The sequence below is a fragment of the Rhizobium sp. 05N49 genome (assembly GCF_056396805.1).
Genome location: NZ_JBFTME010000005.1, coordinates 14,661 through 38,337, shown reverse-complemented (window position 1 = coordinate 38,337; position 23,677 = coordinate 14,661). Strand labels below are relative to the sequence as shown.

At 58.6% G+C, this 23,677-nt stretch carries 19 protein-coding genes and 1 pseudogene; 10 read left to right on the top strand and 10 right to left on the bottom strand.

The features are described 5' to 3' along the window. Window positions 1-191: 191 nt before the first annotated feature. From AC1DF8_RS12090 to AC1DF8_RS12075, 4 genes are all read left to right on the top strand, one after another. The gene (locus AC1DF8_RS12090; protein ID WP_113206519.1) at window positions 192-1,364 is read left to right on the top strand and encodes an efflux RND transporter periplasmic adaptor subunit; all 1,173 of its coding nucleotides are present in this window, start codon (window positions 192-194) and stop codon (window positions 1,362-1,364) included. Further along, window positions 1,361-4,546 (top strand): efflux RND transporter permease subunit, encoded by a 3,186-nt coding sequence (locus tag AC1DF8_RS12085; protein ID WP_478153735.1) that lies wholly within the window; start codon window positions 1,361-1,363, stop codon window positions 4,544-4,546. Before AC1DF8_RS12090 ends, AC1DF8_RS12085 begins: the two co-directional genes overlap by 4 nt. A 37-nt stretch (window positions 4,547-4,583) precedes the next feature. Further along, window positions 4,584-5,282 carry an alpha/beta hydrolase gene (locus tag AC1DF8_RS12080; protein WP_183880650.1) on the top strand — a complete coding sequence of 233 codons (699 nt, stop codon included), beginning with the start codon at window positions 4,584-4,586 and terminating at the stop codon, window positions 5,280-5,282. 101 nt (window positions 5,283-5,383) lie between these two features. Continuing rightward, window positions 5,384-5,722: an SH3 domain-containing protein gene (locus AC1DF8_RS12075; RefSeq protein ID WP_183880652.1), complete on the top strand. Its 339-nt coding sequence runs from the start codon at window positions 5,384-5,386 to the stop codon at window positions 5,720-5,722. Window positions 5,723-5,745: 23 nt separating this feature from the next. On the opposite strand, the gene AC1DF8_RS12070 is transcribed toward AC1DF8_RS12075, so the two are convergent. From AC1DF8_RS12070 to AC1DF8_RS12050, 5 genes are all read right to left on the bottom strand, one after another. Beyond that, on the bottom strand, window positions 5,746-6,798 hold the full coding sequence (locus AC1DF8_RS12070) for an AI-2E family transporter (protein ID WP_112542748.1): 1,053 nt from the start codon (window positions 6,796-6,798) through the stop codon (window positions 5,746-5,748). Between the two features lie 21 nt (window positions 6,799-6,819). Beyond that, on the bottom strand, window positions 6,820-8,262 hold the full coding sequence (locus AC1DF8_RS12065; protein WP_478153734.1) for a metal-dependent hydrolase family protein: 1,443 nt from the start codon (window positions 8,260-8,262) through the stop codon (window positions 6,820-6,822). A 171-nt stretch (window positions 8,263-8,433) separates the two neighbouring features. Next, window positions 8,434-9,678 carry an arginine deiminase gene (arcA, locus tag AC1DF8_RS12060; RefSeq protein WP_112542677.1) on the bottom strand — a complete coding sequence of 415 codons (1,245 nt, stop codon included), beginning with the start codon at window positions 9,676-9,678 and terminating at the stop codon, window positions 8,434-8,436. Window positions 9,679-9,698: 20 nt separating this feature from the next. Then, the gene (locus AC1DF8_RS12055) at window positions 9,699-11,132 is read right to left on the bottom strand and encodes a basic amino acid/polyamine antiporter (RefSeq protein WP_112542678.1); all 1,434 of its coding nucleotides are present in this window, start codon (window positions 11,130-11,132) and stop codon (window positions 9,699-9,701) included. A 309-nt stretch (window positions 11,133-11,441) separates the two neighbouring features. Beyond that, on the bottom strand, window positions 11,442-12,872 hold the full coding sequence (locus AC1DF8_RS12050; protein ID WP_478153733.1) for a basic amino acid/polyamine antiporter: 1,431 nt from the start codon (window positions 12,870-12,872) through the stop codon (window positions 11,442-11,444). Between the two features lie 451 nt (window positions 12,873-13,323). Here AC1DF8_RS12050 and AC1DF8_RS12045 point away from each other — a divergent pair, with 451 nt between their 5' ends. After that, entirely contained in the window at window positions 13,324-14,526 is a 1,203-nt protein-coding gene (locus AC1DF8_RS12045; RefSeq protein ID WP_478153732.1) for a helix-turn-helix domain-containing protein, read from the top strand. Between the two features lie 63 nt (window positions 14,527-14,589). Here the strand turns inward: AC1DF8_RS12045 and AC1DF8_RS12040 are convergent. From AC1DF8_RS12040 to AC1DF8_RS12025, 4 genes and pseudogenes are all read right to left on the bottom strand, one after another. Continuing rightward, window positions 14,590-14,718 (bottom strand): annotated as a pseudogene (locus AC1DF8_RS12040) (aldehyde dehydrogenase family protein); the annotation flags it as partial. A gap of 11 nt (window positions 14,719-14,729) precedes the next feature. Next, window positions 14,730-15,869 carry a mandelate racemase/muconate lactonizing enzyme family protein gene (locus tag AC1DF8_RS12035; protein ID WP_478153731.1) on the bottom strand — a complete coding sequence of 380 codons (1,140 nt, stop codon included), beginning with the start codon at window positions 15,867-15,869 and terminating at the stop codon, window positions 14,730-14,732. A gap of 12 nt (window positions 15,870-15,881) precedes the next feature. After that, the gene (locus AC1DF8_RS12030; protein ID WP_112542681.1) at window positions 15,882-16,790 is read right to left on the bottom strand and encodes a dihydrodipicolinate synthase family protein; all 909 of its coding nucleotides are present in this window, start codon (window positions 16,788-16,790) and stop codon (window positions 15,882-15,884) included. Between the two features lie 13 nt (window positions 16,791-16,803). Next, a complete protein-coding gene (locus tag AC1DF8_RS12025; protein ID WP_113145397.1) occupies window positions 16,804-17,514 on the bottom strand; it encodes a GntR family transcriptional regulator in 711 nt (236 codons plus the stop codon). A 123-nt stretch (window positions 17,515-17,637) separates the two neighbouring features. Between AC1DF8_RS12025 and AC1DF8_RS12020 the strand changes: the two genes are divergently transcribed. From AC1DF8_RS12020 to AC1DF8_RS12000, 5 genes are read left to right on the top strand one after another with little or no spacing between them, the layout of a single operon-like run. Continuing rightward, window positions 17,638-19,239 (top strand): ABC transporter substrate-binding protein, encoded by a 1,602-nt coding sequence (locus AC1DF8_RS12020; RefSeq protein WP_478153730.1) that lies wholly within the window; start codon window positions 17,638-17,640, stop codon window positions 19,237-19,239. 22 nt (window positions 19,240-19,261) lie between these two features. Beyond that, window positions 19,262-20,323, top strand: coding sequence for an ABC transporter permease (locus tag AC1DF8_RS12015; protein WP_478153729.1), 1,062 nt, complete (start codon window positions 19,262-19,264; stop codon window positions 20,321-20,323). Between the two features lie 4 nt (window positions 20,324-20,327). Beyond that, complete coding sequence (locus tag AC1DF8_RS12010; protein ID WP_478153728.1) at window positions 20,328-21,239, top strand: ABC transporter permease; 912 nt, start codon at window positions 20,328-20,330, stop codon at window positions 21,237-21,239. Then, complete coding sequence (locus AC1DF8_RS12005) at window positions 21,232-22,080, top strand: ABC transporter ATP-binding protein (RefSeq protein WP_112542686.1); 849 nt, start codon at window positions 21,232-21,234, stop codon at window positions 22,078-22,080. The genes AC1DF8_RS12010 and AC1DF8_RS12005 overlap by 8 nt, the downstream gene beginning before the upstream one ends. 2 nt (window positions 22,081-22,082) lie before the next feature. Then, window positions 22,083-22,853 carry an ABC transporter ATP-binding protein gene (locus AC1DF8_RS12000; RefSeq protein WP_478153727.1) on the top strand — a complete coding sequence of 257 codons (771 nt, stop codon included), beginning with the start codon at window positions 22,083-22,085 and terminating at the stop codon, window positions 22,851-22,853. Between the two features lie 217 nt (window positions 22,854-23,070). On the opposite strand, the gene AC1DF8_RS11995 is transcribed toward AC1DF8_RS12000, so the two are convergent. Next, the gene (locus AC1DF8_RS11995; RefSeq protein WP_113117565.1) at window positions 23,071-23,493 is read right to left on the bottom strand and encodes an HD domain-containing protein; all 423 of its coding nucleotides are present in this window, start codon (window positions 23,491-23,493) and stop codon (window positions 23,071-23,073) included. Window positions 23,494-23,677: the final 184 nt, after the last annotated feature.

The window sequence follows — 23,677 nt, the reverse complement described above, 5'->3', positions numbered from 1 at the left end:
CGCTGGCGTGATCGCAGTGGCTCTGCATCCGGCGAGCGTCGCCAGAGCGCCGAATTGGGACAGGACGCACCATCAGTAATGCTTGCTGCTTTCCACGTCCGGTAGTAGAACTTGAGCGCTTGCTAATTTTTGTAGACTGCTTCCATCCGCCTTGAGTTGTCGAATTTCTCGGTCTTGTTGGAGACATGTCGATGAAGTTGCATCGTCGGGTTCCGCCGACGTTCCTGATGTTATTGTTCGCAGCTCTGATGTCAGTGCCGCAGAACGTGGCGGCACAGGCTGGTCCGTCCGTTGGCGTCCTCACCGTGCCGGTTCAAGACGTTTCGCCGAAACATGAATTCGTCGGACGTGTGGAGGCAGTCAATGCCGTCGATATCCGTTCGCGGATCGAAGGTTTTGTCGACCAACGTCTTTTCAATGAAGGCCAACTGGTCAGGAAGGATCAGGATCTCTTCCTGATCGACAAGCGGTCCCTGGAAATAGCGCTGTCGGACGCCAGGGCAGCGCTTGCGAGCGCCCAGGCGGCATTGGCGGATGCTGAACGCCGCGTCGCGCGAAATCAATCGCTGAGCAACCAAACCGTATCGCGCGCGACGCTGGAGGAAAGCCAGACCGCCCTTGAAACCAGTCAGGCAAATCTTCTGTCGGCACAAGCGCGCGTGAGCCAGGCCGAGCTCAATCTCAGCTTCACCCGGATAGTCTCGCCGATCGACGGCCGCATCGGAGCCGCGGAATTGTCTGTTGGAAGCTTCGTCAGCGGCAGCTCAACGACATTGGCTCGTGTCGTCGAAATGGATCCGATCCGCGTTGTGTTCTCCGTGAGCGATCGATCGATCCTCGAACTGCGTGCGGCCGGAGGCAATATTGGCAAGGAGGAGCTCGCCGGCGGCTATAAGCCCAGCCTGCGGCTGTCGAACGGCCAACCTTACACGGAGCCGGGAAGGATTGAATTCTTCGGCAACGAAATCGACCCGGCAACGGGGACGCTGGCAATTCGAACGCTGTTTCCCAATCCGGATGCACTGCTTATTCCAGGTCAGTTCGTAACGGTCATCATATCGGAAAGGGAAAAGACGCTTCGTCCTGTCGTGCCGCTGGGGGCGGTGCAGCAGGATCGGGGTGGCAAGTACGTTCTGCTCGTCAATGCGCAGAATGCCGTCGAGCTTCGTCGAATAAAAATTACCCGGCAGATCGGCGGCAACTGGGCAGTAGACGATGGTCTTAAAGGCGGGGAGAAACTGATCGTCGACGGCCTGCAGAACGTCTCGGAAGGCCTCGTCGTCGAACCGACGGAAGTTTCTCCAGCCGACAGCAGCGCGATCTCGCTCGCGCCTATGGAACCGCAATCGGGTTCAGCGCAATGAACCTTTCGGCGCACTTCATTGCCAGGCCGAGATTTGCGATGGTCATCGCAGTCGTGATGATGATTGCGGGTGGCCTGTCTCTCTTCTTGATACCCGTCGCCCAGTTTCCGCAGATCACACCGCCCGAAGTGCAGGTCACGGCAAGCTATCCCGGCGCGAATGCCAGCGTCATGACCGACAGCGTGGCGGCGCCGATCGAGGATCAGGTGAACGGGGTTGAAGACATGCTCTACATGTCATCGTCGAGCACCAATAACGGCACCTACAGTCTGACGGTTACGTTCGCGGCGGGTACGGATCCAGCGATCGCCCAGGTCAATGTGCAAAATCGCGTGTCATTGGCATCGCCTCGGCTTCCTGCTGCCGTTACACAGACAGGCGTCTCGGTCAGAACTCGTTCGTCAAGCATGCTGCTTGGCTTTGCGGTTTACTCGCCGAAGGGCACTAAAGACGATGTCTTCATCAGCAACTATGCCATGATCAACATCCGTGATGCGATCGCCCGCCTGCCGGGCGTCGGTGAGGCGAGCGTGTTTGGTCCCGCCTACAGCATGCGTATCTGGATGAATCCCGATCGCATGCAGGCACTTGGCATAACCGCAGCCGACTTGATGGCGGCGATACAGGCCCAGAACGTCCAGGCATCCGCCGGCCAGCTCGGTTCGCCCCCGTCACCCACCGGTCAGCAGCTGCAGTTGACCGTCATGGCCAGAGGACGGCTTGCCGATGCAAACGAGTTCGGCAACATCATCATCCGCACCAACAAGGATGGAGCGATCGTCCATCTCCGCGACGTCGCCCGGATCGAACTCGGCGCACAATCCTACGATACGGCTTCGACCCTGAATGGCAGGCCGAGCGCGACCGTCGTCGTTTATCAATCGACCGATGCAAACGCGCTCGCGGTCTCGAACGCTGTTCTTGGCGAGCTGCAGACATTGTCGAAACAATTTCCTGATGACCTCGCCTACACGGTCGTTTTCGACACGACCGCTTTCGTTCGGCAAACCATCCATGAGATTTTTGTCACATTGGCGATCACCTTCGTACTCGTTGTCCTTGTCGTGTTCTTTTTCCTGCAGGACTGGCGCGCGACAATCATCCCGACGCTGACCATACCCGTTTCGCTGATCGGCGGTTTTGCCGTGCTTTATCTCATGGGTTATTCGGCCAATACGATCACGCTTTTCGCGATGATACTCGCGATCAGTCTTGTCGTGGACGACGCGATCATCGTGGTGGAAAATGTCCAGCGCATCATGAGCGAGATGGGCGTCGACGTGCGTGAAGCGACGCTACGCACGATGAGCCAGGTCACGGGGCCAATCGTTGCAACAACGTTGGTGCTGGCCGCCCTCTTCGTGCCGGTTGCGTTCCTCGCCGGCATAACCGGTGAACTCTACCGTCAGTTCGCGGTCACCATCTTGATCACAATCACATTCTCGACGATCAATGCCTTGACCCTCAGTCCGGCACTCTGCGTCCTGATCCTCCGGCCGGTACGGGAGAGCCGGTCGAAGCTGTTCGGCAGGATAAACCAGGGCCTCGATGCGTCGCGACGGTTTTACGTTTCTTTGCTGGCGGTTTTTGCCCGCAGGATTGCCCTCAGTCTGCTGTTTCTCATGATTACCGTCGTGGGCGTCTACGGTCTCTATCGCATCCTGCCCGTGGGTTTTGTCCCCGCAGAAGACCAGGGCTATCTCTTCATGAACGTGCAATTGCCCGATTCCGCTTCCCTCGAGCGCACGCAGGAGACAATTGCGACCGTCACCACTGTGCTCCAGCGGACGCCCGGGATTGCAAACACCATCGCCATTGCCGGAACGAGCATGATAGGCGGGGGCGGCTCCAATTCGGCAATGATCATCTCGGCGCTGAAGCCGTGGAGCGAACGCGGGTCGGACCAGAGCGCCTTTGCCTTGATGAACGAGCTTCGAACGGAGTTCAGAAAGGTTTCGACGGCGTCGGTGGTCCCGTTCAATCCGCCAGCAATACCTGGTCTCGGGACAACCGGTGGCTTTGACTTTCGCCTTCAGGCCCGCGCCGGGCAAAGTCAGGAGGAACTTGCCGAAGTGATGCGCGGGCTGATCGTCGCGGCAAACCAGACGGAGCGGTTAACAGGCGTATTCAGCACGTTTTCGGCTGACGCGCCGCAGATCTATCTCGACATCGACCGGCGGCGGGCCGAGCTTTTCGGCGTTTCGCCGGCGACGATCTTCAGCACGCTGCAAGCGCATCTGGGATCGGCCTATGTCGACGATTTCAACATTTTTTCGCGCGTATACCAAGTCCGGATCCAGGACGAGCCGACGTTCCGTTCGCGCATTGAGGACATCCAGCGACTGAGAGTGCGGAGCCAGTCGGGCGATCTGGTTCCCTTGCAAGGATTACTTTCCATCTCGACCATCTACGGACCAAACTCGGTCAATCGCTACAACCTTTTTCCATCGGCCGCTATCAACGGTCAGGCTGCGGCGGGGGCGAGCACCGGAGATGCCTTGAACGCCATGGAGGCGCTCGCAACGGAAAAGCTGCCGCCAGGCTTTGGATATGAATGGACGGGACTGGCGCTTCAGGAAAAGCAAGCGGGTGGACAGACGGTCATCATCCTGATCATGGGGATCATTATCACCTACCTCTTCCTCGTCGCCCAATATGAAAGCTGGAGCGTTCCGCTTGCAGTGATGATGTCCGTGATCGTCGCGGTGCTCGGGGCCTTGGCGGGCCTGGTGATCGGCAGGATCGATCTCAATATCTACGCCCAGATCGGCCTGCTGCTGCTGATCGGCCTGGCGGCCAAGAACGCCATCCTCATTGTAGAATTCGCCAAGGAGCGCCGGGAAGACGGTCTCAGCATCATAGAAGCGGCACGCGAAGGGACGGCACAGCGCTTCAGACCGGTATTGATGACGGCGATGGCATCGATATTGGGCGTAGTGCCGTTGGTGGTGGCGACAGGAGCCGGAGCAGGCAGCCGCCAGGCGATCGGCGTTACCGTGCTCGGTGGGCTGCTGCTCGGAACAATCGTAGGTCTTCTCGCCATTCCTTTGCTCTATATATTCGTTCAGACGGTGAGAGAGATTGCCAAGCGGCGAATATTCGGTTCCGGGCATGTCGAGAAGGATCGCGGCCTCACCGCAGCGACCGGTCGCGATTTATTGGATCGAACCAGGGATCTCTGAAACCGACTTCTTCAGAACCACATCGAGGGATTTGGCAATGATTGCTGCTGAGGACCGTGCGGAAAATGTCGTGCTGGTGCACGGCCTTGCGCGCAGCAGCGGATCCCTTCGGCTTGTCGAGAAGACTCTGGCGCGGCGCGGATACGTCGTCATCAACAACGAATATCCTTCGACGCGCGCGACCATTTCCGAACTCGCCGGCCACATAGGTGAGGCAGTGGCAATGTGCGGGTCAGGACGCGTCAATTTCGTTACCCATTCGATGGGTGGCATTCTTGTCCGCTATTGGCTGGCGCAAGTGCGTCCTGCAAATCTTGGCCGGATTGTCATGCTGGCGCCCCCGAACAACGGGTCCGAGATCGTGGACGTCTTCGGAGAGATGACGCCATTTCATTGGATCAATGGCCCCGCCGGGTGCGAGCTTGGGACTGGCCCCGCCGCGTTGCCGAAGCTTCTGCCACTTCCGGACTATCCAGTGGGCATTATCGCGGGTGATATATCCATCAATCCGCTTTTCAACGCCATCATAGAAGGGCGCAACGATGGGAAAGTGTCCGTCGCATCGACGAAACTGGAGGGCGCGACGGACCATCTGGTGCTTCATGCGACGCACACCTTCATGATGTTCAACCCCATCGTCATCGCCGAAATCGTCAGTTTCATCGAAACAGGCGCGTTTCGGCGCGGCCTGACGATGCAGGAGGCAAGCAAGGCGCTTTTTGCGATGTTCCGATAGGAACCCGGCGATCTTTCTGTTTCGGATGGGCATGCCGACTTGTTTCCATCGGTCGCCAGGCGTCACCGGTCTTCTGGCCCGAATAACTGAAGGAGTATTCCATGAACGTCCTGCACATGGCGACAGTCGCCTTTTTCACAGTTGTCTTAACGTTGGCGGAAGTTGCTCCGGCAGACGCTGCTTCGGCGCAGGTGACCGGCACAGTTCAAGTGCGATCGGGACCCGGCACCTCGTTTCGCGTCGTTGGTCAGTTACGAAGGGGAGATAGAGTGACCATTGACCGCTGCTCTTCGTCGCGCAGATGGTGTAATGTCCGCTCCCGGTATTCCCGCAGCGGCTGGGTCAACTCGCGCTTCCTCGACCGCGTTTCGAGCGGTGGCGGCAGTCGGGGCGGCATATGTTTTTACGGTGCTCGCGGCTATATATGCGTCGGGCGGTGAACATTCATTTCTCTGGCGCCGTTTCAGCCTGAGTCATCACCATGATCGTCTTCGCTGTCGCGTCCGAGAAGTTCGGATACCCACCGGCTGGATGGATGATTGCGGCAGAACGTCACCAGCGCGATCGAGATGGGTACACCGATGAATGCGCCGAAGATCCCCCATAGGTAACCCCAGGCAAAAACGGAAAACAGCACGACGACCGGTGAAAGGGAGAGAGCATTGCCTGATACGCGAGGCTCGATATAGCTGCCAAGCGTGAATTGGATGAGGTTGAGCCCCAGGAACAAGGTAAGCGCCGATTGCCAGTTGTCGAACTGAATGAGGGCAAAGGCGGTAGGAAGCAGCGTTGCCACGAGCGGTCCGATAAAGGGTATGTAATTCAGAACGAAGGCGATGGCGCCCCATTCCTTTGCGAGGGGAAGTCCGAAAGCACTGGTGAAACCCCAGACGACGAGGCCCGTTACGATGCTCATGATCGTCCGGATCCTCATGTAGCGGCGAAGCTTTTCTGCCGTCTGCCGGCTGCCATCGAGAAGCAATTGCCGCGCCACAGGATAAGGCATTGTTTTGAGGCGATTGGCAAAACCCTCAACTTCCATCACTCCGAGAAGCAAGTAGGTCAGAGCGACCAACCAGAAGCTGAACGTGCTGTTGAGGCGGGTCGTCACGGTTTGAACCATGCGCACGACTGAGGCTGTGCCAACATTGTTGGCCCAGAGCACATCGACGTCGATACCCTGCTCCTCCAGCCACTGACGAACTTCATCATAGTGTTGTTGAAAGCGGGCGGCATTGCTGATCATCCATCCGCCGACACGGCCGAAGGACCAAGAGAAGATCCAGGCAAACGCAAGAAGGGCGATCATCACAACGGTCAAGGTCGCCAGAAGCGCGACGTATTTTGGAAGGAATGCCTGCATGCCGTGTTGGACCGGCCACAGAAGGGCTATTGCCAGGAGCGCGAATGCCAGTGGCGCAATCACCGGCGCGCTCGCTGGCAACAGAGCGATCACGACAAGCACCGCAATCACGACTTCGGCCGAAGAAACTGCTCGTTGGCGTCCAGCCCGCATCATCGTCCTCGAGTGGGTACCTCAGAGTGTATTCTTGAAAATCTGGCCGTCCTTCATGACGAGCTTCAGGTTTTTCTCGGGTTCCTCGATCATCTTGATGTCGTCGAGCGGATTGCCGTCCCAGACGAGGATATCGGCAAAGGCTCCCTTTTCGATGACGCCCAATCTGCCCGAATAGGGCGTGCGCAGGTTGGAGAGCGTCAGAAGACTTGCATTGCCCGATGTCGCCATGCGCAACGCCTCGGCGTTGGAATACCAGTTGCTCAGATGCGTGAGCATGACGTTCTGGCGAGGCGTCAATTCCGGCGAAAACAGGAGATCCGACCCCCAGGCCGTCTTGATCCCGTATTTTTTCGCGTATCCGTAGATCTTTGGTGTTCCGATGAAAATCTGCGCTGCGCGCTCGGCACCCACACCGGTCTGCGAGGCAGCATCTTCGATCGACAGGAACGGTTGAGTGCTGAGCCAGATATTCTTGTCGGCAAACATCCTTGCCGTCTCTTCATCCATGAGGTGGGCATGTTCGATACATGCCACTCCCGCGTCGATCGCGCGCCGGACGGTATTGGATGCATAGGCATGAACCGTTACATAGGTGTTCCAGTCCCGCGCCACGTCAGCGGCTGCGCGGACCTCCTCCTCGCTGAACGTACTCATGTCGAGCGGGCTTCGCGGAGACGATACCCCTCCCCCTCCGACAATCTTGACCTGCGATGCGCCTTGAAGAAGCTGCTCGCGCACGCGACGTTTCAAGCCTCCGACATCATCGACGATGGCCGCGCTTCCCATCAATTCGCTGAGACTGAGCTGACCGTCTCTCGGAGGAATTTCGAACGGCATGCGCAGGTCACCGTGACCGCCCGATGTCGTGATCATTGCCCCCGAGGGGAAAATGCGCGGGCCTGGAATGATGCCGGCATCGATGGCCTGTTTGAATGTGAAGACCGGCCCGCCGAGATCGCGAATAGTGGTAAAACCCCGCATCAAGGTGCGTTCGGCTTCGGCGGTGGAAGCGGCAAAGATCATGCCGGGATCGCCGGTCAACAGGACCTGCAGGGGAACCGCAGCGTAAATCGTGTGCCAATGGGCGTCGATCATGCCCGGCATCAAGACACGATYGTTGCAGGCGATTATGATTGCATCGGCGGGCGGCGGATTGTTTGCGGCATCGATCGCGATGATCCTACCTTCTTCCACCAGGGCCTGCGAGCCGTTCTGCAAGGTGTCGGATTTGCCGTCGAAAAGCCGGATCTGGTTCAGAAGTATTTTTGAGGGCCGCTTTGAAGTTTGCGCGTTGCCTGCTCGGGGTACCGCACCCGCAACGGCAATCGATCCGATGCCGGCCAGGAATGTTCGTCGCGAATATTCGCCGAGGTAGCGGGATCGCTGCTGAAGATCGCGATTTGCGCACCCGCAACCGGCATCGTGAACAAGGTGGCCATATTTCCTGCCAGCTCTAAACATGGCATGCCCCCGAAGATATCTCACTGAAACGGTGCGTCTCCGACATGACCATCCCGTGCCGTTCGAGAGGCGATGCTTCCCGAAGCGAGCGTTCCAGACCACAGGCAGGCGCCATGACCTGGGCACAAACCCAGGGATTCCGGATAAGAAAGCCAGGTTTTTCGGCCACGATCAGTAGTCGACCGCGTCACGAGCGATAGGGCATGTCATGCAATGGCCGCCGCCGCGCCCACGCCCAAGCTCCGCGCCTGTGATCGTGATCACCTCAATGCCCTGCTTGCGCAGCAAGGTATTGGTGTAGGTATTGCGGTCGTAGGCATAGACGACGCCGGGTGACGCGCAGACCAGATTGGCGCCGCTGTCCCACTGGGTTCGTTCGCGCATGTAGTCGTTCCCGCCGGTCTCGACGACACGCATCGTCTTCAATCCGAGCGCGTCGCGCACGGTTTCGACGAAAGAGCCCTTGTCCTTGCGCAGTTCGATGCCGCCATTGCCGTCGGGACGATAGGAGAAGGCTTCGATATTGTTGACGATATCAGGATAGAGAAGCACGCAGTCGCGGTCCGCAAAGGTGAATACCGTGTCGAGATGCATGGCCGCGCGCAGTTTCGGCATGGCCGCAACGATAACGCGCTCGGCAGCACCTTTCTCGAATAGTGCTTTTGCCACCTGACCGATCGCCTGTCGGGAGGTGCGCTCGCTCATCCCGATGAGGACGTTACCCTTGCCAATTGGCATGACATCGCCGCCTTCGATCGTGGCAAGACCCCAATCCTTCGTTGGATCTCCCCACCAGACGTTGACCTTGCCGGCGAAGTCGGGATGAAACTTGTAAATAGAAGTAGTAAGGATCGTCTCCTCATGACGCGCTGGCCAGTAAAGCGCGTTCAACGTTACACCGCCATAGATCCAGCAGGTCGTATCACGCGTATAGAGCGTATTCGGCAGCGGCGGCAGCAGATATTCGTTGACGCCGGCGGCATCACGGATCAGGGCGAGTTGCTCGCCGCCCAGAGCTTCCGGAAATTCGAATGTCGACAGGCCGCCGATCAGGGTTTCGGCCAGATCCCGGTCGGAAAGCCCTTCCAGATAGGATCGCACTTCGTTCAGCAGACCGAGACCGATCTGGTTGGCGACGACCTGATTGTCGAGAATCCACTTCTTTGCCTCAGGGAGCGCAACCGTCTCGGCGAGCAGATTATGCATCTCGACCACGTCGACGCCGCGGTCACGCATTTTGGTTATGAAGTCGAAGTGGTCGCGCTTGGCATTATCGACCCAGAGAACATCGTCGAACAAGAGCGCGTCGCAATTGCTCGGCGTCAGACGCTGATGGGCACGCCCCGGCGCGCATACCAGGACCTTTCGCAGTTGGCCAACTTCGGAATGCACACCGAATGTGATTTCCTGTGTCATCGATTTTCCTCCCTATGTCCTCAAGGCGTGATGGTGCCGCTCAACAGACCATAAGCTCCGACAAGGCCCGCAATCACGGTGACGGCGAAAACGATGAGTTCGATGCTGGTGAAAAGCGTCACTCTCTGCTCTCGCCGCGCCCAGACGTAAAGGATGGTTCCCGGCACGAATAAAACGCTGACGAGCAGGACATATTTCAGCCCTGCGGCGATGAACATCACGATCGTGTAGATCACCGCGATCCAGGCAAATATCTGGTCGCGGCCGCGCTCCTCCGGCGTTTCCTCATAGCCTTCGCCCCGACGCGCAAGCAGCACGCCGTAGCCTGCGACCAGAAGATAGGGAAGAAGCGCCGTCACGCTCGTCATGTCGAGCATGAAATTGAAGGCATCGCGAGACCAGTAGGTCGAGATCACGAACAGTGAGACGACGATATTGGTCAGCCACAACGCATTGGCCGGCACCCTGTTGTCGTTCTGCGCTGCAAATAGCCTCGGCATATCGGCTGATTTGGCAGCAGCAAACAGCACTTCGGCGCAGATCAGCGACCATGCGAGATAGGCGCCAAGGACCGATACCAGCACGCCGACCGAAATGAACACCGCCCCCCAATGGCCGACCACGACTTCCAGAACGCCGGCGAGCGAGGGGTTTTGGACTCCCGCGACCGTTGCGCGCGGCATCGCAGCGTAGGGAAGCAAAGTGATCGCCACCATCAGACCGGTCACACCGACAAAGCCGAGAATGGTCGCGGTACCGACATCGGCACGGGTCTTGGCGAAGCGGGAATAGACGCTCGCTCCTTCGATCCCCAGGAAGACGAAGACCGTGATCAGCATCGTGTCACGAACCTGCGCGAAAAGCGATTTTTCGGGCATGTGTACGCCGCCAAAAAAATTCGCGGAGAACTCTGTGTAATTGAACGCGAATATCATCGCCAGGATGGCGACGACGATCGGGACGATCTTTGCAATCGTGACGATCACGTTGATGAAGGCCGCCTGCTCCACGCCGCGCAGGATCATGAAATGGAAGGCCCATATTCCCAGGAGAGAAACGACGATGGCGATCATGGTGCTCCCGTCTCCGAAGAGCCCAGGGAAGAACCGGCCTAGCGTCGAGCCGATCAACACCCAATAGAAAACGTTGCCGAGGCAGCTTCCCAGCCAGTATCCAAAGGCCGAAAGAAAGCCCATGTAATTGCCGAAGCCCTCCTTGGCGTAGGCAAAAACGCCAGAGTCGATCTCGGGCTTTTTCTCCGCCAGGGCCTGAAACACACGCGCAAGCATATACATGCCCGTGCCCGCGATCGCCCACGCTATGATCGCACCGAACGGCCCGGTCGCCGTCCCGAAACGACCTGGAAGGTTGAATATACCAGCGCCTACCATCGACCCGACAACCATGGACGTCAGTGCGAAAAGGGACAATTTTTGCGTGGAAGCCGAAGTCATGATGCCCTCTCAAGAAGGTTGTTCGGACCTTTTGAACATTCGTGCTGCAGGGAACGGCCTATAGCGCACTATAAAATGCTTCCGCCGTGGCCGTGATCGCACAGAATCTCACAACTATGCTTTGCGTTTAAAAGTGACGAAATTTGCTAAATTAGCGAACAATGCGTTAAGTCGCGACGTTTGCGACAACGACTTTGAGAAACGGATACCTGGAGCCGCAGGGGGCGAAGCGAAATATTTCGAAACATTTCAGTCGGTTGGCACTCTCGCACAGTTGCGACCGAGGTCTGCATTCGGTTTGACTTGTCCTCAAACCGAAATGCGACCGGTTGCGAGGGCGTAAATGGCAATCATGGCGCCCGCGGCCGCAACGATGAACACCGGCATTTCGGCCAGCTTGAACACGGGAAGTTTCTGCTCTCGACGCGCCATTAAGAACAGGATGGAACCGGGTCCGTAAATGGCGGCGGAAAGCAGCAGGTGAGTGCCACCTGCAGCGGCGATAAGAAAGGAAGTATAGGTGAGTGCCAATGCGGATCGCACGAATTCGCGGTGGCGGCTCGCGGAATCCCCTTCGTAGGTCTCGCCAGTCAAAACAAGCTTAAAAGAATAGGCGGAGACGAGAAAATAGGGAACCAGAATCATCGAACTGGTAAGTTCGATAGCCAGGCGAAGCGCGTATTGCGCAAATAGTGACAGGATCAGGAAGACCTGCACCACAATATTGGTCAACCACAGAGCGTTCGACGGCACGCCGGCACTGTTTTCACGCCTCAGAAATCGAGGCATCGTCCCATATTTCGAAGCGGAGAACAGAATTTCAGCGGCAAGCAGAACCCAGGAGAGATAGGCCCCACCAACCGAGATCATCAGCCCGGCGCTGATGAAGAGGGTGCCCCACGGGCCGACGATGGCCGATAGCACGCCGGCCATCGATGGATTGCGCAAATTGGCAAGATCAGCACGAAGCATGACGCCGTAAGAGAGGATGGTCACGAGAACGAGCAGACAAAGCACGCCCGCAAAGCCAAGCAATGTCGCAATTCCGACATCAGAGCGGTTGCGGGCATAGCGAGAATAAACGCTCGCGCCTTCAATGCCGACGAAGACGAATACCGTAACCAGCATGGTCGCGCGGACCTGCCCCGCGACGCTGCCGAAGGTAACGGTTTCACCTCCCCAAAAGTTGAGCGCGAAGATGTCGGCTTGGAAACCGTAAATGACAAATACAATGAAGAGTATGATTGGGATGATTTTGGCGAAGGTGACGATCGTATTGATCAACGCCGCTCCGCGAATTCCACGCAAGATCAGCGCGTGAACGGTCCACAGCAACACTGACGAGGTGGCAATGGCGAAAATCGTATTCCCGTCGCCGAAGATCGGGAAAAAGAGGCCAAGAGTCGACTTGATCAATACAAAGTAAGAAACATTCCCGAGCAGGGCGGCGGACCAGTAGCCAAGCGTGGACAGGAATCCAAGATAGTCGCCGAAACCCGCTTTCGCATAGGCGTAGATGCCGGCGTCCAGATCTGGCTTACGTTGCGACAGGGTCTGAAAGACAAAGGCGAGCATCAACATGCCAAGGCCAGCGATCGCCCAAGCGATCATTGCACCAAATGGCCCCGTCGCACGTCCGAAAGCTTGTGGAAGCGAAAAAATACCAGCGCCGACCATCGACCCTACACACATCGCCATCAGCGTCCACATCGAGAATTTGCGTTCGGAAGAGGATTTCATGGCTGACGATCCAGATGGGCCTATTTTCGACGGCACGAACGGCCGTCCATCAGCTCACATTACCTGATCCGCAACGCCCCAGTGATGGCACGGAATCTCGTACCTATGCTCTCCGTCCACGAAGCAGGTCGACTTTCGATCTGTTGGCACGGTAGCAACAGGTGCCTCTTGTGAGCAAGATTGCGCCAATCGTCGCGACCTAAGGGCGAGAAACCGGCTCGCTGCGACACAGCCCAAAAAACCTCGAAAGCCGGCATCGAATTACCTTCGATACAAGATCGCACCAACGATTTCTCCGCAGTCGACGGAACTGAGTACGTTGTCAGGCGATAGTAAAGATGTCCCTGCCCGGCTAGATTGTAGTTTGTAGTCGATCATGCTAATAAACGATCCGAAATCCGGCGTGAGTGTCGCAAGACGGCCAGACATCCAGTTGAAATGCAGATTTTGGTTGGAGACCTTCGATGTCGAATTCCGCTTTTCAAAACGCAGCTCTGTCTGCGCGCGCATCATGACAGTTTGCCAGATAGGGACGCAGCAAAAGGCCTTTCACTCAGCGCGACTTGCGACTGGACGGAATGCGGTGGAAAACCGCACCCCCGGACCGGTTACCGCCCCGCAGTCATCAAACCTCTCTTCCTTTGATTTTGTAACGAACGCTGTACCGACGATCCGGCAGTTCGAGGCGTGGCGCGCCAATTTCGCCCCGATCGTTGATCTCGGTTCGACGCGTGACACGACGAGGGGGTTCTTTGGACAGCAGTCCACCTGGGACCTCGGCTGCTTTGTGTTTTCGCATGTCACTACGGATCCCCTGCAATTCAAGAGCACAATACATCACCTCCACTGGGAGCCACTTGACCATTTCGTCCTGTCGGTTTTGCTTTCCGGAGAAAGTTGTACCGAAACCAACACCGGCACATTCCGTGGCACTGCCGGGGTCACGCAGGTCCATACGATGGGGCGCAATTTCCACGGCAGTCTGACGGCGAGCGAGATGCTCATCTTGTTCGTCCCGCGGGACTTTTGCCCTCGTTTAACCCGGGCCTTGAGCGCAGCTGAATTCACAACACTTGAAAGCGGCATGGCGCGGTTATTCCATGACTATATGATCGCGCTGGCCAACCAGCTACCGCTCCTCCAACCAACCGATCTTCCTGCCTTGGTGGAGGCAACGCGCGCAATGATGCTCGCTTGTGTCTCTCCTTCGGCCGGCAACGTTGAGATGGCAAGTCATCCGATTTCAACAACGCTGCTGGATCGAGCGCAGAAAATCATACAATCGAAGCTGTTCGACCCCACCCTGGGGCCTCAAACGCTCGAGCGAGAATTGGGGGTTTCGCGTTCGCGACTTTACCGGATGTTTGAGGCTTTTGGCGGAGTTAAGCATTACATCCAGCATAGGCGCCTGCTCGACGCCCATGCAGCTTTAGCAAACCCTAGCGACCAACGCCGGATACTAGATTTGGCCGAGCAGCGCTGCTTCAGTGACGGCACGGAGTTCAGCCGCGCTTTCAAGCGGGAATTCGGCTATAGTCCAACGGATGTGAGGTTCGGAAAGGGGAGCCACTTCCCTTGCCGACACCCCAAAGGGCTTGAGGAAAGCGACCCGGCGAGCCGGCTTGGAACAATGCTGCGCAGACTGCACGGCTGATCCGACCACATGAGCCATTCGATCTATCCGCGGAAGCGACTACGAGGGCGCGCCGGGGCAACGCCGTTCGGCGAGCCCCGCATATAAATCGAAGCAGCCCGCCGCCTCGGCGACATCCCAGTCGGCCTCCGAAAACGGCTTGCCGTTGTCGAGAACTTCGAGGCGGGCGATCTCGGCCTGGCGGGCGCGAATGACCGAACCAGTCAGGGATAGGCTGTCGATCCGTCCGGCTTGCGGGTTATTTTCCGCTCCCAATGAACGTAGTCTTCCGTCTGCAACGCCTTTTCATCGATTTCCAGCCCCCAGCCCGGCCGGTCGGGCCGCAATTCCATATGGCCGTCGACCGGCATATACGGATCGGCCGCCCATGGCGCGTGGACATGAGGCTTGAACTCAAGCACCTTGAAGTTCGGCTGCGCGGCGCAGAAGTGGATGTTGACCGCCGTCGCAAGCGGCCCCATCGGGTTATGCGGCGCGACGGTTACATAGTGGGCCTCAGCGATTGTTGCGATCCTGCGCATTTCCGTTACGCCGCCGACAACGCATATGTCCGGCTGGATGATATCGGCGCCGCGGGCTGAAAGCAGCGACAGGAATTCGAAGCGATTGTAGAGCGATTCCCCCGTGGCCAGCGGGACGGAAACTTTCGACTTCAGCTCTGCCCATGCCGGGATGTGTTCCGGCCGGATCGGCTCTTCGTAGAACAGCGGATCGTTCGGCGCAATCGCCGCCGCAAGCTGAACAGCTTGATAGGGCTCGAAGATCTTTGCATGGGCATCAAATGCGAATTCGAAATGCGACGGCGTAATCTCGCGTATCTTGGCAAACCAGTCACCGGTTTCCTTTACAAGCTCGCCCCAACGGCTGGCATGCAGGTCGCGGCGGAAAGGGCTGAGCTTGAAAGCGGTGTAGCCGTATTTTTCGTTCAGCTCCAGGGTCTGGTCCTGCGCCGTCTGCGGGTCGGGCGCGGTATAGACGCCGCAATAGACGCGCACCCGATCCCGAACGTTGCCGCCAAGCAGCATGTAAACCGGCAGGCCGGCGGCCTTGCCGGCAATATCCCAGAGCGCGTGATCGATCGCCGAAATGGCCGCCAGCCCGAGGGCGCCCGGTGGAAAACGGCACTGCTGATTGAGTTTCAGCACAAGGAATTCCACTCGGCGGGGGTCCTCTCCTTCAATCTGATGGAAGAGGTAGTCGAAAAGCGGCGGCAGCGCCCAGTCGGGGCCGTGATTGTAGCACTCGCCCCAACCGGAAATGCCTTCGCTCGTTTCGATTTTCAGGAGCAGTCGCGGCCGGTCGTCGACGCGCTGCATATAGGTCTTGAAGCCGGTGATGTGCATTGACATTCTTCCTCAGGCGGCGCGGTTCTTGCCGCTTACATTGTCGACGATTGCGCGCAGTTCCGCGCGTTCCGCGTCCGTCAGACTTTCAACGCCAGGAAGGCGAACAGGGCCGACATCGGTTCCGAGCATGCCGAGCGCCTCCTTGACGACCGTGACATTGGCGCCGTTCAGATATTTGGTGCGCAGCGCTTCGAAACCGGCGATGTCGTCGATAAGAGCGCGGGCAGCGGCGTAGTCGCCGGCTTCCAACGCTTGATGGATGGCATGCGAACGCTCTGGGAAAACGTTGACGAGCCCCGAGGTAAAGCCGCGAGCACCCATGGCATAAAAGGACGGTGCCCAGCCCTCGGCGAGGCCGCAGACCCAGATCGCCGGCGCATCCTTCGTCGAGCGGATGACTTCGGCAAGCAGCATCAGATTGCCGGAAGCGAACTTGATACCGGCAATGTTCTGATGCAGGGCAAGCTTGCGGAAATCAGCGACGGAGAATGTATCGCTGCGCACATAGGCAATGACAGGGACGGTGGACGCCTCGGCAAGTTCGAGGAAATATTTCGCCTGGTAGCTCGGCCCGGCAAAGGGATCCATCGGGTGGTGACCCATGATCGCATCGGTGCCCTCGGCAATCGCGTGACGGGCGAGCGCCTTGGCTTCCGTCAGCGAACGCCCGACAGCGGCGCTGATCAGAGCCTTGCCATCGGCGGCCTTGATCGTTGCGCTGTGAACCGCCTTTACCTCATCCATCGTCAGCGTGAAGAATTCGCCCGTATTGCCGGCGGCCATCAGATTGTGGACCCGGGCGCTGGCGAGGCGCGCAATCAATGCGGAAAGCTTGGCGAGGTCGATGCTGCCGTCCGCCTTGTAGGGGGTCACCGGAACGCCGGAAATGCCGGTCAGGGCCTTGCGAATCTTGTCCATTGCCACGGTCACGTCAAATGTCCTCTTTCTTCCTGAATACGATGTTGAGGTAGGTTTCCCCGGAGCGGACGACGTGATCGCGCATCACCCGCTCAGCCCTGTCGCTGTCGTTCGAGACGATGGCGGCAGCGATGGCGGTGTGTTCGGCCAGCGCCTTGTCGCGCTCCTTGTTGTCGGAATGAATGATGCGGCGAATGCTCGCGTCGTAGAATTGCTGGCGCTCGATCATGCGAGACAGGTACTGGCAGCGCGAGGCGATGTGGATCTGTTCGTGAAAGGTCTCATTCAGGGCAATGAGGTCATCCGCAACGCCATTGGCTGTGGCCGCCTTCATCGACGCGACCGTATCGCTGAGCTTCCCCGCTTCTTCCCTGGTGATCCGCTTGGCGGCGAGATGGGCGATCATCGATTCCAGCGCGGCGCGTGCCAGGATCATTTCCTCCGCCCATCCGGCGTTGAACCGGATCAGCACCCCACGGCGCGGCAGGGTTTCAACCAGTCCTTCGGTCTCGAGCTGCCGGAGTGCCTCCTTGATCGGAGTGGTGGAAACTCCAAGCTGCTCGGCGAGCTGGCGCTCGTTCACGCGCTCATCGGCGCGAAAGCGGCCTGACAAGATCGCCGCGCGCAGCGTCTTATGAACATGATCACGAAGGGTCGTCAGGAATCGCGGATCGATCTTTTCGATGCGGTCGTCGCCCGCCCCACCCTCCATCCTATTTTCCATAAGCCGAAAATTCCCCCGTTGACGACAAAATCGTTTTGTGAGATCTGATATACCAGATTTCAGATCGATGTCGATATCAAAATTCGTTCTGATGCGATTGCAGAGATGCTTGGGAGGAAGAAAATGAAGATCCAAAGACGCGGGCTATTGATCTCGTCGGCTCTTGTTGCCGCGAGCCTGATGATGCCACTGGCTGCGGCCGCAGCCACCCCGAAGGACCAGCTGGTCATCGCCACGAACATGTCGTCGATGCGCGGTCTCGATCCTAATGAAATCAACCAGTTGGAAGCAGCAGAAATTGTCGCGAACCTTTATGAGCGGCTGATCGTGCTGCCGGCCAACGACATCACCAAGCCGGCTCCGGGTGTCGCCGAGAGCTGGAACGTCTCGCCGGACGGCAAGACGTTCACATTCAAGATCCGTTCCGGCATCAAGTTTCATTCCGGCAATCCGCTGACGGCAAAGGACGTCGAATGGTCGCTGCGGCGTCTCGTCAAATTGGGGCTCGCGCCATCCGTCGACCTTCGCCAATGGGGCTTTACGGACAAAAATGTCGACGATCTGATCAAGGCGAGCGACGACAGCACCGTGGTCATCCAGACGCCCAGCCTCTGGAACCCCAACCTGATCCTCTATTCGCTGGCGAGCTTCTCGACCTCGATCCTGGACAGCAAGTTCCTTGTCGAGCATGAAAAGGACGGCGATATGGGGCGCGAGTTCCTGCAGGCCAACGACGCAGGCTCAGGCCCCTATGCGCTGCGGACCTGGCGCGTCAATGACCTGCTGATCGCCGATGCCAACAAGGATTACTGGCAGGGTGCTCCGAAAATGCGCCGCGTCGTGCTGCGCCACATGCCGGAATCCTCCGGCCAGCGCCTGCAGCTCGAGGCTGGCGACGTCGATGTCGCGACGCGTCTTTCCTCCACCGACCTTGCGGCGGTCGAAGCGGGCGGCAAGGCCGATATTCAGAAGACGCCGGGCTTCGGCTTCTATTATCTCGCCTTGAACCAGAAGGACGAGATTCTGTCCAATCCCAGGGTTCGCGAAGCCTTCCGCTACCTGATCGATTATGACGGCCTCGCCAACACCGTCATGAAATATTACGGCATCAAGCAGCAGACGATCATTCCGGCCGGCCTGCCGGGTGCAAGTGAGGTCAATCCCTACAAGCTCGACATCGAAAAGGCCAAGCAGCTGCTCACTGAAGCCGGCTATCCGAACGGTTTCTCAAAGGTCTATTACGCAACGCCGGTCACCCCCGAATATGAGGTTGCACAGTCGCTGCAGGCCAACGCCGCAAAGGCCGGCGTCAAGCTCGATCTTCAGGGCGGCGACCATATTGGCAAGTTCCGCACGCGTGAATTCGAGATCTTTTCGGCACGATCGGGTGAACGCCTGCCGGATCCTCACGCGATCCTCCAGTCTTATGCGACCAATGCCAACAATTCCGACGATGCCAAGCTTACCGGCCTGAACGCCTGGCGCACCGCCTGGGATGTGCCGAAGGACATTCAGGATATGGTGACTGCTGCCGCCCACGAGACCGACCAGCAGAAGCGGGCCGATCTCTACGCGAAGATCAACAAGGCCTATCTCGAATCGTCTCCGCCGCTGATCACCTCCTTCCTGCGCACCGACGCAAAGGCGGTTCGCAAGGAGGTAAAGGGCTATCTCGGCCATTCGACATGGCTGACGCGCTGGGACACGGTTTCCAAGGGCGAGTGACCTCCTTCCAAGGGAGAATGACGTGAGCATCTCACAAACATCCGGGGCCGCATCGGGCGGCGGAGTAGCCGTGCTCGATGCGGTGAAGAAGGTGGCAACATCCTTCAGCGTCATCCTGACGACGTTGCTCGGCCTGTTGATCATCACCTTCGTCGTCGGCCGCATGGTCCCGGCCGATCCGGTCATAGCTGTCATCGGCGACCAGGCCGACCAGGCGACCTACGAGCGGGTCCACAAGGAGATGGGGCTGGACCAGCCGCTCTATGTCCAGTTCGCGACCTATCTCGGCAATGTCGCCCACCTGAATTTCGGCCAGTCTCATGTGACCAAGAACCCCGTGGCAAGTGACCTTGCCCGGGTTTTCCCGGCGACACTGGAGCTTGCGACGCTCGCAACGATCATCGGCGCCGGCCTCGGCATTCCGCTCGGCATCATCTCTGCCGTTCGAAAGGGAACATGGGTCGATCATCTCGCGCGTGTCGTCGGGCTGCTTGGGCATTCAACGCCGATTTTCTGGCTCGGCACCATCGTCATCCTGGTCTTTTACGCCAAGTTCGGACTCATCCCCGGCGGCGGCCGACTGGACGTCTTTAATGAAGGATTGGTCGAAGGGCCAACCAACTCCATCCTCGTCGATGCGATCATTGCCGGCGAATGGGAGGTTTTCCGGGATGCCTTGCTGCATGTCACAGCCCCTGCCCTGATCCTCGGTTACGCGGCCATGGCCTATCTCAGCCGCATGAGCCGCAGCTTCATGCTGGAACAGCTTCGGCAGGAATATGTGCTGACGGCGAAGGCAAAGGGTCTCGACCAGCGCGCGATCGTCTGGCGTCATGCCTTCCGCAACATCCGAGTGCAGCTTTTGACCATCGTTGCCCTCGCCTATTGTGGTCTGCTGGATGGCACGGTCCTCATCGAGACCGTCTTTGCCTGGCCCGGCCTCGGGCAATATCTGACCTCCGCGCTGTTCTTCGCGGACATGAACGCGATCCTTGGCAGCGTGCTCCTGATCGGCATCATTTCGATCGTCATCAACCTGCTGTCCGACATCGCCTACCGCTTCCTCGATCCGCGCACCCGGTGACATCATGGCGACACGCTACTTCAACGATCTCCACAATTGGCTGATCAACGAGGAATTTTCCTCGACCCGGCAGGCGCGTTTCCACAAGGCCTATGTCCTGTGGCTGAACCTGCTTGCCAATCCGCTGGCTTTTGCCGGCTTTCTGGTCGTGCTCGCGCTGGTGCTCGTCGCCGCCTTCGCGCCGCTCCTTGCCAATCACGACCCTATTGCCCAGGATCTGACGACGGCGCTGAGACCGCCGTCGGGGACCAACTGGTTCGGAACCGACGAGTTCGGCCGCGACGTCTATTCGCGTCTCGTCCATGGCGCACGCACAACGCTCTATATCAGCATTCTGGTGACCATCATCGTTGCGCCGATCGGCTTTGTAATCGGTGCGACTGCCGGCTATCTCGGCGGCTGGATCGATGTCGTGCTGATGCGGATCACCGATATCTTCCTGTCCTTCCCGAGCCTTGTTCTGGCATTGGCCTTTTCTGCAGCCCTCGGGCCAGGCATCGAAAATGCCGTCATCGCCATTGCGCTGACGGTTTGGCCGCCGATCGCCCGATTGGCCCGCGCCGAGACGCTGACATTTCGCGCTGCCGACTTCGTCGTCGCCGCGGAACTCCAAGGCGCCGGCATGGGTCGCATCCTGCTCCATCACATCGTGCCGCTCTGTGCTCCCTCGATCATCATCCGACTGACGCTCAACATGTCGAGCGTCATCCTGACGGCGGCCGGCCTCGGCTTCCTCGGTCTTGGCGCCCAGCCGCCGATGCCGGAATGGGGTGCGATGGCAGCGTCGGGCCGGCAATATCTACTCGATGCCTGGTGGCTGACGACGGTTCCGGGCATTGCAATCCTCGTGGTCAGCCTTGCCTTCAATCTTCTGGGCGATGGCCTGCGCGACATCATGGATCCCCGAAATGCCTGATCAATCCCAGCCGATCCTTTCGGTCAAAAACATGTCGGTCCAATTCCCGACCCTTTCGGGCGTCGTGACGGCCGTAAAGAATGTCTCATTCACCGTCGGGCGCGAAAAAGTCGGCATCATCGGCGAATCCGGTTCTGGAAAGAGCACGACCGGACGCGCCATCATGCGGCTGCAGCCGGCCACTGCCAAAGTCGTCGCGGACGAAATGCGCTTCGAGGATGTCGATCTCGTACGCGCCAGCGAGGCCGATATGCGCGCGATCCGTGGGCGGCGCATTTCGATGATCCTGCAGGACCCGAAATATTCGCTCAACCCGGTCATGACGGTCGGCGAACAGATCGCCGAAACCGTCATTCTGCATGAACGCGTCGGCCGCCGCGAAGCGCGAGAACGCACACTCGCCATGCTGGAGCGGGTCAACATTCGCGATCCGGAGCGCGTCTTCAATCTTTATCCGCATGAAGTCTCCGGCGGCATGGGGCAGCGCATCATGATCTCGATGATGCTGATTTCCTCCCCATCACTGATCATCGCCGACGAGCCGACCTCGGCTCTCGACGTGACGGTGCGCCAGCAGGTCCTGTCGATCCTCGACGATCTGATCACCGAGCGCAACATCGGCCTGATCTTTATCTCGCACGACCTCAACCTGGTGAAGAGCTTCTGCGATCGGGTGATCATCATGTATGCCGGACGTATCGTCGAAGAGCTTGAAGCTGCAAAGCTCGAAGAGGCAACCCATCCCTATACGCGCGGTCTTCTGCAGGCGCTGCCGAGCCTGGACCACCCTCGAGACCGCCTTGAGATCTTGAGACGGGACCCGAGCTGGGCGGAGGCATGAGCATGATGATATCAGTCAAGAATCTTGCCGTTTCCTTCGGCAGCGGCCACTCCGCCAAGCAGGTGGTCAAGGATGTCTCCTTCGAGGTCGCTCCGGGCGAGACCTTCGGCCTCGTCGGTGAAAGCGGATGCGGCAAATCCACAGTTCTCGGCGCGTTGGCCGGCAGGATCAAAGCGTGGGGTGGCTCGATTGCACTCGATGGAGAGGCAATCGCCGCCAAGCGCTCAAAATCGCAGCTCGCCAAGCAGCAGATGGTTTTCCAGGACCCTTTCGGCTCGCTTCACCCGCGTCACACGATTGGCCGCACGCTTCTCGAACCCCTCGAGATTCATGGCATCGACCGTCGCAGGGAGCGCGTAGAGCAGGCGTTGCGTGACGTCGGCCTGCCCGCCTCCTTCTATCATCGTTTTCCGCATCAGCTCTCGGGCGGTCAGCGCCAGCGTGTCGCAATCGCACGCGCCCTGATCCTGAAGCCGCGCGTTCTTCTCCTCGACGAGCCGACATCCGCACTCGACGTGTCCATCCAGGCCGAAATCCTCAATCTGTTGAAAGACCTGCGCGAAAGGGAAAAGCTGACCTACATTCTCGTCAGCCACGATATGGCGGTCATTGCTCACCTCTGCAATCGCGTCGCTGTCATGCAGGGCGGGATGTTCGTGGAAATCGCCTCGAGGGATGCTCTGCTCAGCGGGAATGTTGAGCACTCCTATACCCACACGCTTCTCGACGGCAGCAGGGGCTATCATAAAAAGCGTGTCGATCCTGTCGTGTAGCGAACCGCATCGAGCTCCGTGACTGATCGCCGAGAAATAGACTGCGAGTGCATACAATGGATAGTTGCCTGAAGGGATCAGAGCATCGGACCCGTCGCTCAGCACCTGGCCGCCAAGAGAATGCGAACGTTTACTCGGGGTCGACGTGCGGTGACGTAGGTTCCTCACCGCTCCTTCATCGCCTCCGACGATACCTCGGCCATCCTGGCTGGAGACTTCAGGCTTTCCCCCGCTGAATGATCTCCAGTCCGCGCAGGTACTTCGCGGTCTCCAGACCAGCCTCCTCGGCCTGAACAAGATTGTCTTCGAGATCGGCCTTCTTTACGGCCCGGGCGATCGGGTTCGCAATGGCGCGCCGGACAAAATCATCGTCGTCTTCACCGACCCGCTTGGTCATCGCATCCACGGCGGCGATGACAGCAGAAGAAAATCCTTCCTGTCTAAGCCGATCCAATGTCCAGCCCGACGCTTTTTCCGGAATGTCGTGCAGGTAGGCTACGATTTGCTCTTCCTCGGTCGCAACCAAGTCGGCGACACGTCGACAATGCTCGACATAAGGATGGCCAGTCTTGTCCATCTGCCCGCCATGTGCCTCCGACGCGACCTGAATGGCGTGTTGAAGATGCTGTTGCGGCTGCACCTGGATCCTCCATCATCGAACGGCCCTGCGTTCTCTTCCTAAACCTCACCGGGCTAGTTACGGTTCCACGACCCTATTTCGAAGCCGTCCACCGGCACGAGTTCCTCCAATCGATCCGAAGCCGCCGGAGACGGCGGCCGCCAGCTCTTCGTGGCGAGATATGCCGGAATGGTCGACCAGGGCG

Coding starts and splice junctions, on each gene's coding strand:
- AC1DF8_RS12085 (WP_478153735.1), top strand. CDS start 1,361: ATGAACCTTTCGGCGCACTTCATTGCCAGGCCGAGATTTGCGATGGTC.
- AC1DF8_RS12005 (WP_112542686.1), top strand. CDS start 21,232: ATGCCTGATCAATCCCAGCCGATCCTTTCGGTCAAAAACATGTCGGTC.
- AC1DF8_RS12000 (WP_478153727.1), top strand. CDS start 22,083: ATGATGATATCAGTCAAGAATCTTGCCGTTTCCTTCGGCAGCGGCCAC.
- AC1DF8_RS12035 (WP_478153731.1), bottom strand. CDS start 15,869: ATGCACATCACCGGCTTCAAGACCTATATGCAGCGCGTCGACGACCGG.
- AC1DF8_RS12070 (WP_112542748.1), bottom strand. CDS start 6,798: ATGCGGGCTGGACGCCAACGAGCAGTTTCTTCGGCCGAAGTCGTGATT.
- AC1DF8_RS12090 (WP_113206519.1), top strand. CDS start 192: ATGAAGTTGCATCGTCGGGTTCCGCCGACGTTCCTGATGTTATTGTTC.
- AC1DF8_RS12055 (WP_112542678.1), bottom strand. CDS start 11,132: ATGACTTCGGCTTCCACGCAAAAATTGTCCCTTTTCGCACTGACGTCC.
- AC1DF8_RS12080 (WP_183880650.1), top strand. CDS start 4,584: ATGATTGCTGCTGAGGACCGTGCGGAAAATGTCGTGCTGGTGCACGGC.
- AC1DF8_RS12075 (WP_183880652.1), top strand. CDS start 5,384: ATGAACGTCCTGCACATGGCGACAGTCGCCTTTTTCACAGTTGTCTTA.
- arcA (WP_112542677.1), bottom strand. CDS start 9,678: ATGACACAGGAAATCACATTCGGTGTGCATTCCGAAGTTGGCCAACTG.
- AC1DF8_RS12025 (WP_113145397.1), bottom strand. CDS start 17,514: ATGGAAAATAGGATGGAGGGTGGGGCGGGCGACGACCGCATCGAAAAG.
- AC1DF8_RS12020 (WP_478153730.1), top strand. CDS start 17,638: ATGAAGATCCAAAGACGCGGGCTATTGATCTCGTCGGCTCTTGTTGCC.
- AC1DF8_RS12030 (WP_112542681.1), bottom strand. CDS start 16,790: ATGGACAAGATTCGCAAGGCCCTGACCGGCATTTCCGGCGTTCCGGTG.
- AC1DF8_RS12010 (WP_478153728.1), top strand. CDS start 20,328: ATGGCGACACGCTACTTCAACGATCTCCACAATTGGCTGATCAACGAG.
- AC1DF8_RS12050 (WP_478153733.1), bottom strand. CDS start 12,872: ATGAAATCCTCTTCCGAACGCAAATTCTCGATGTGGACGCTGATGGCG.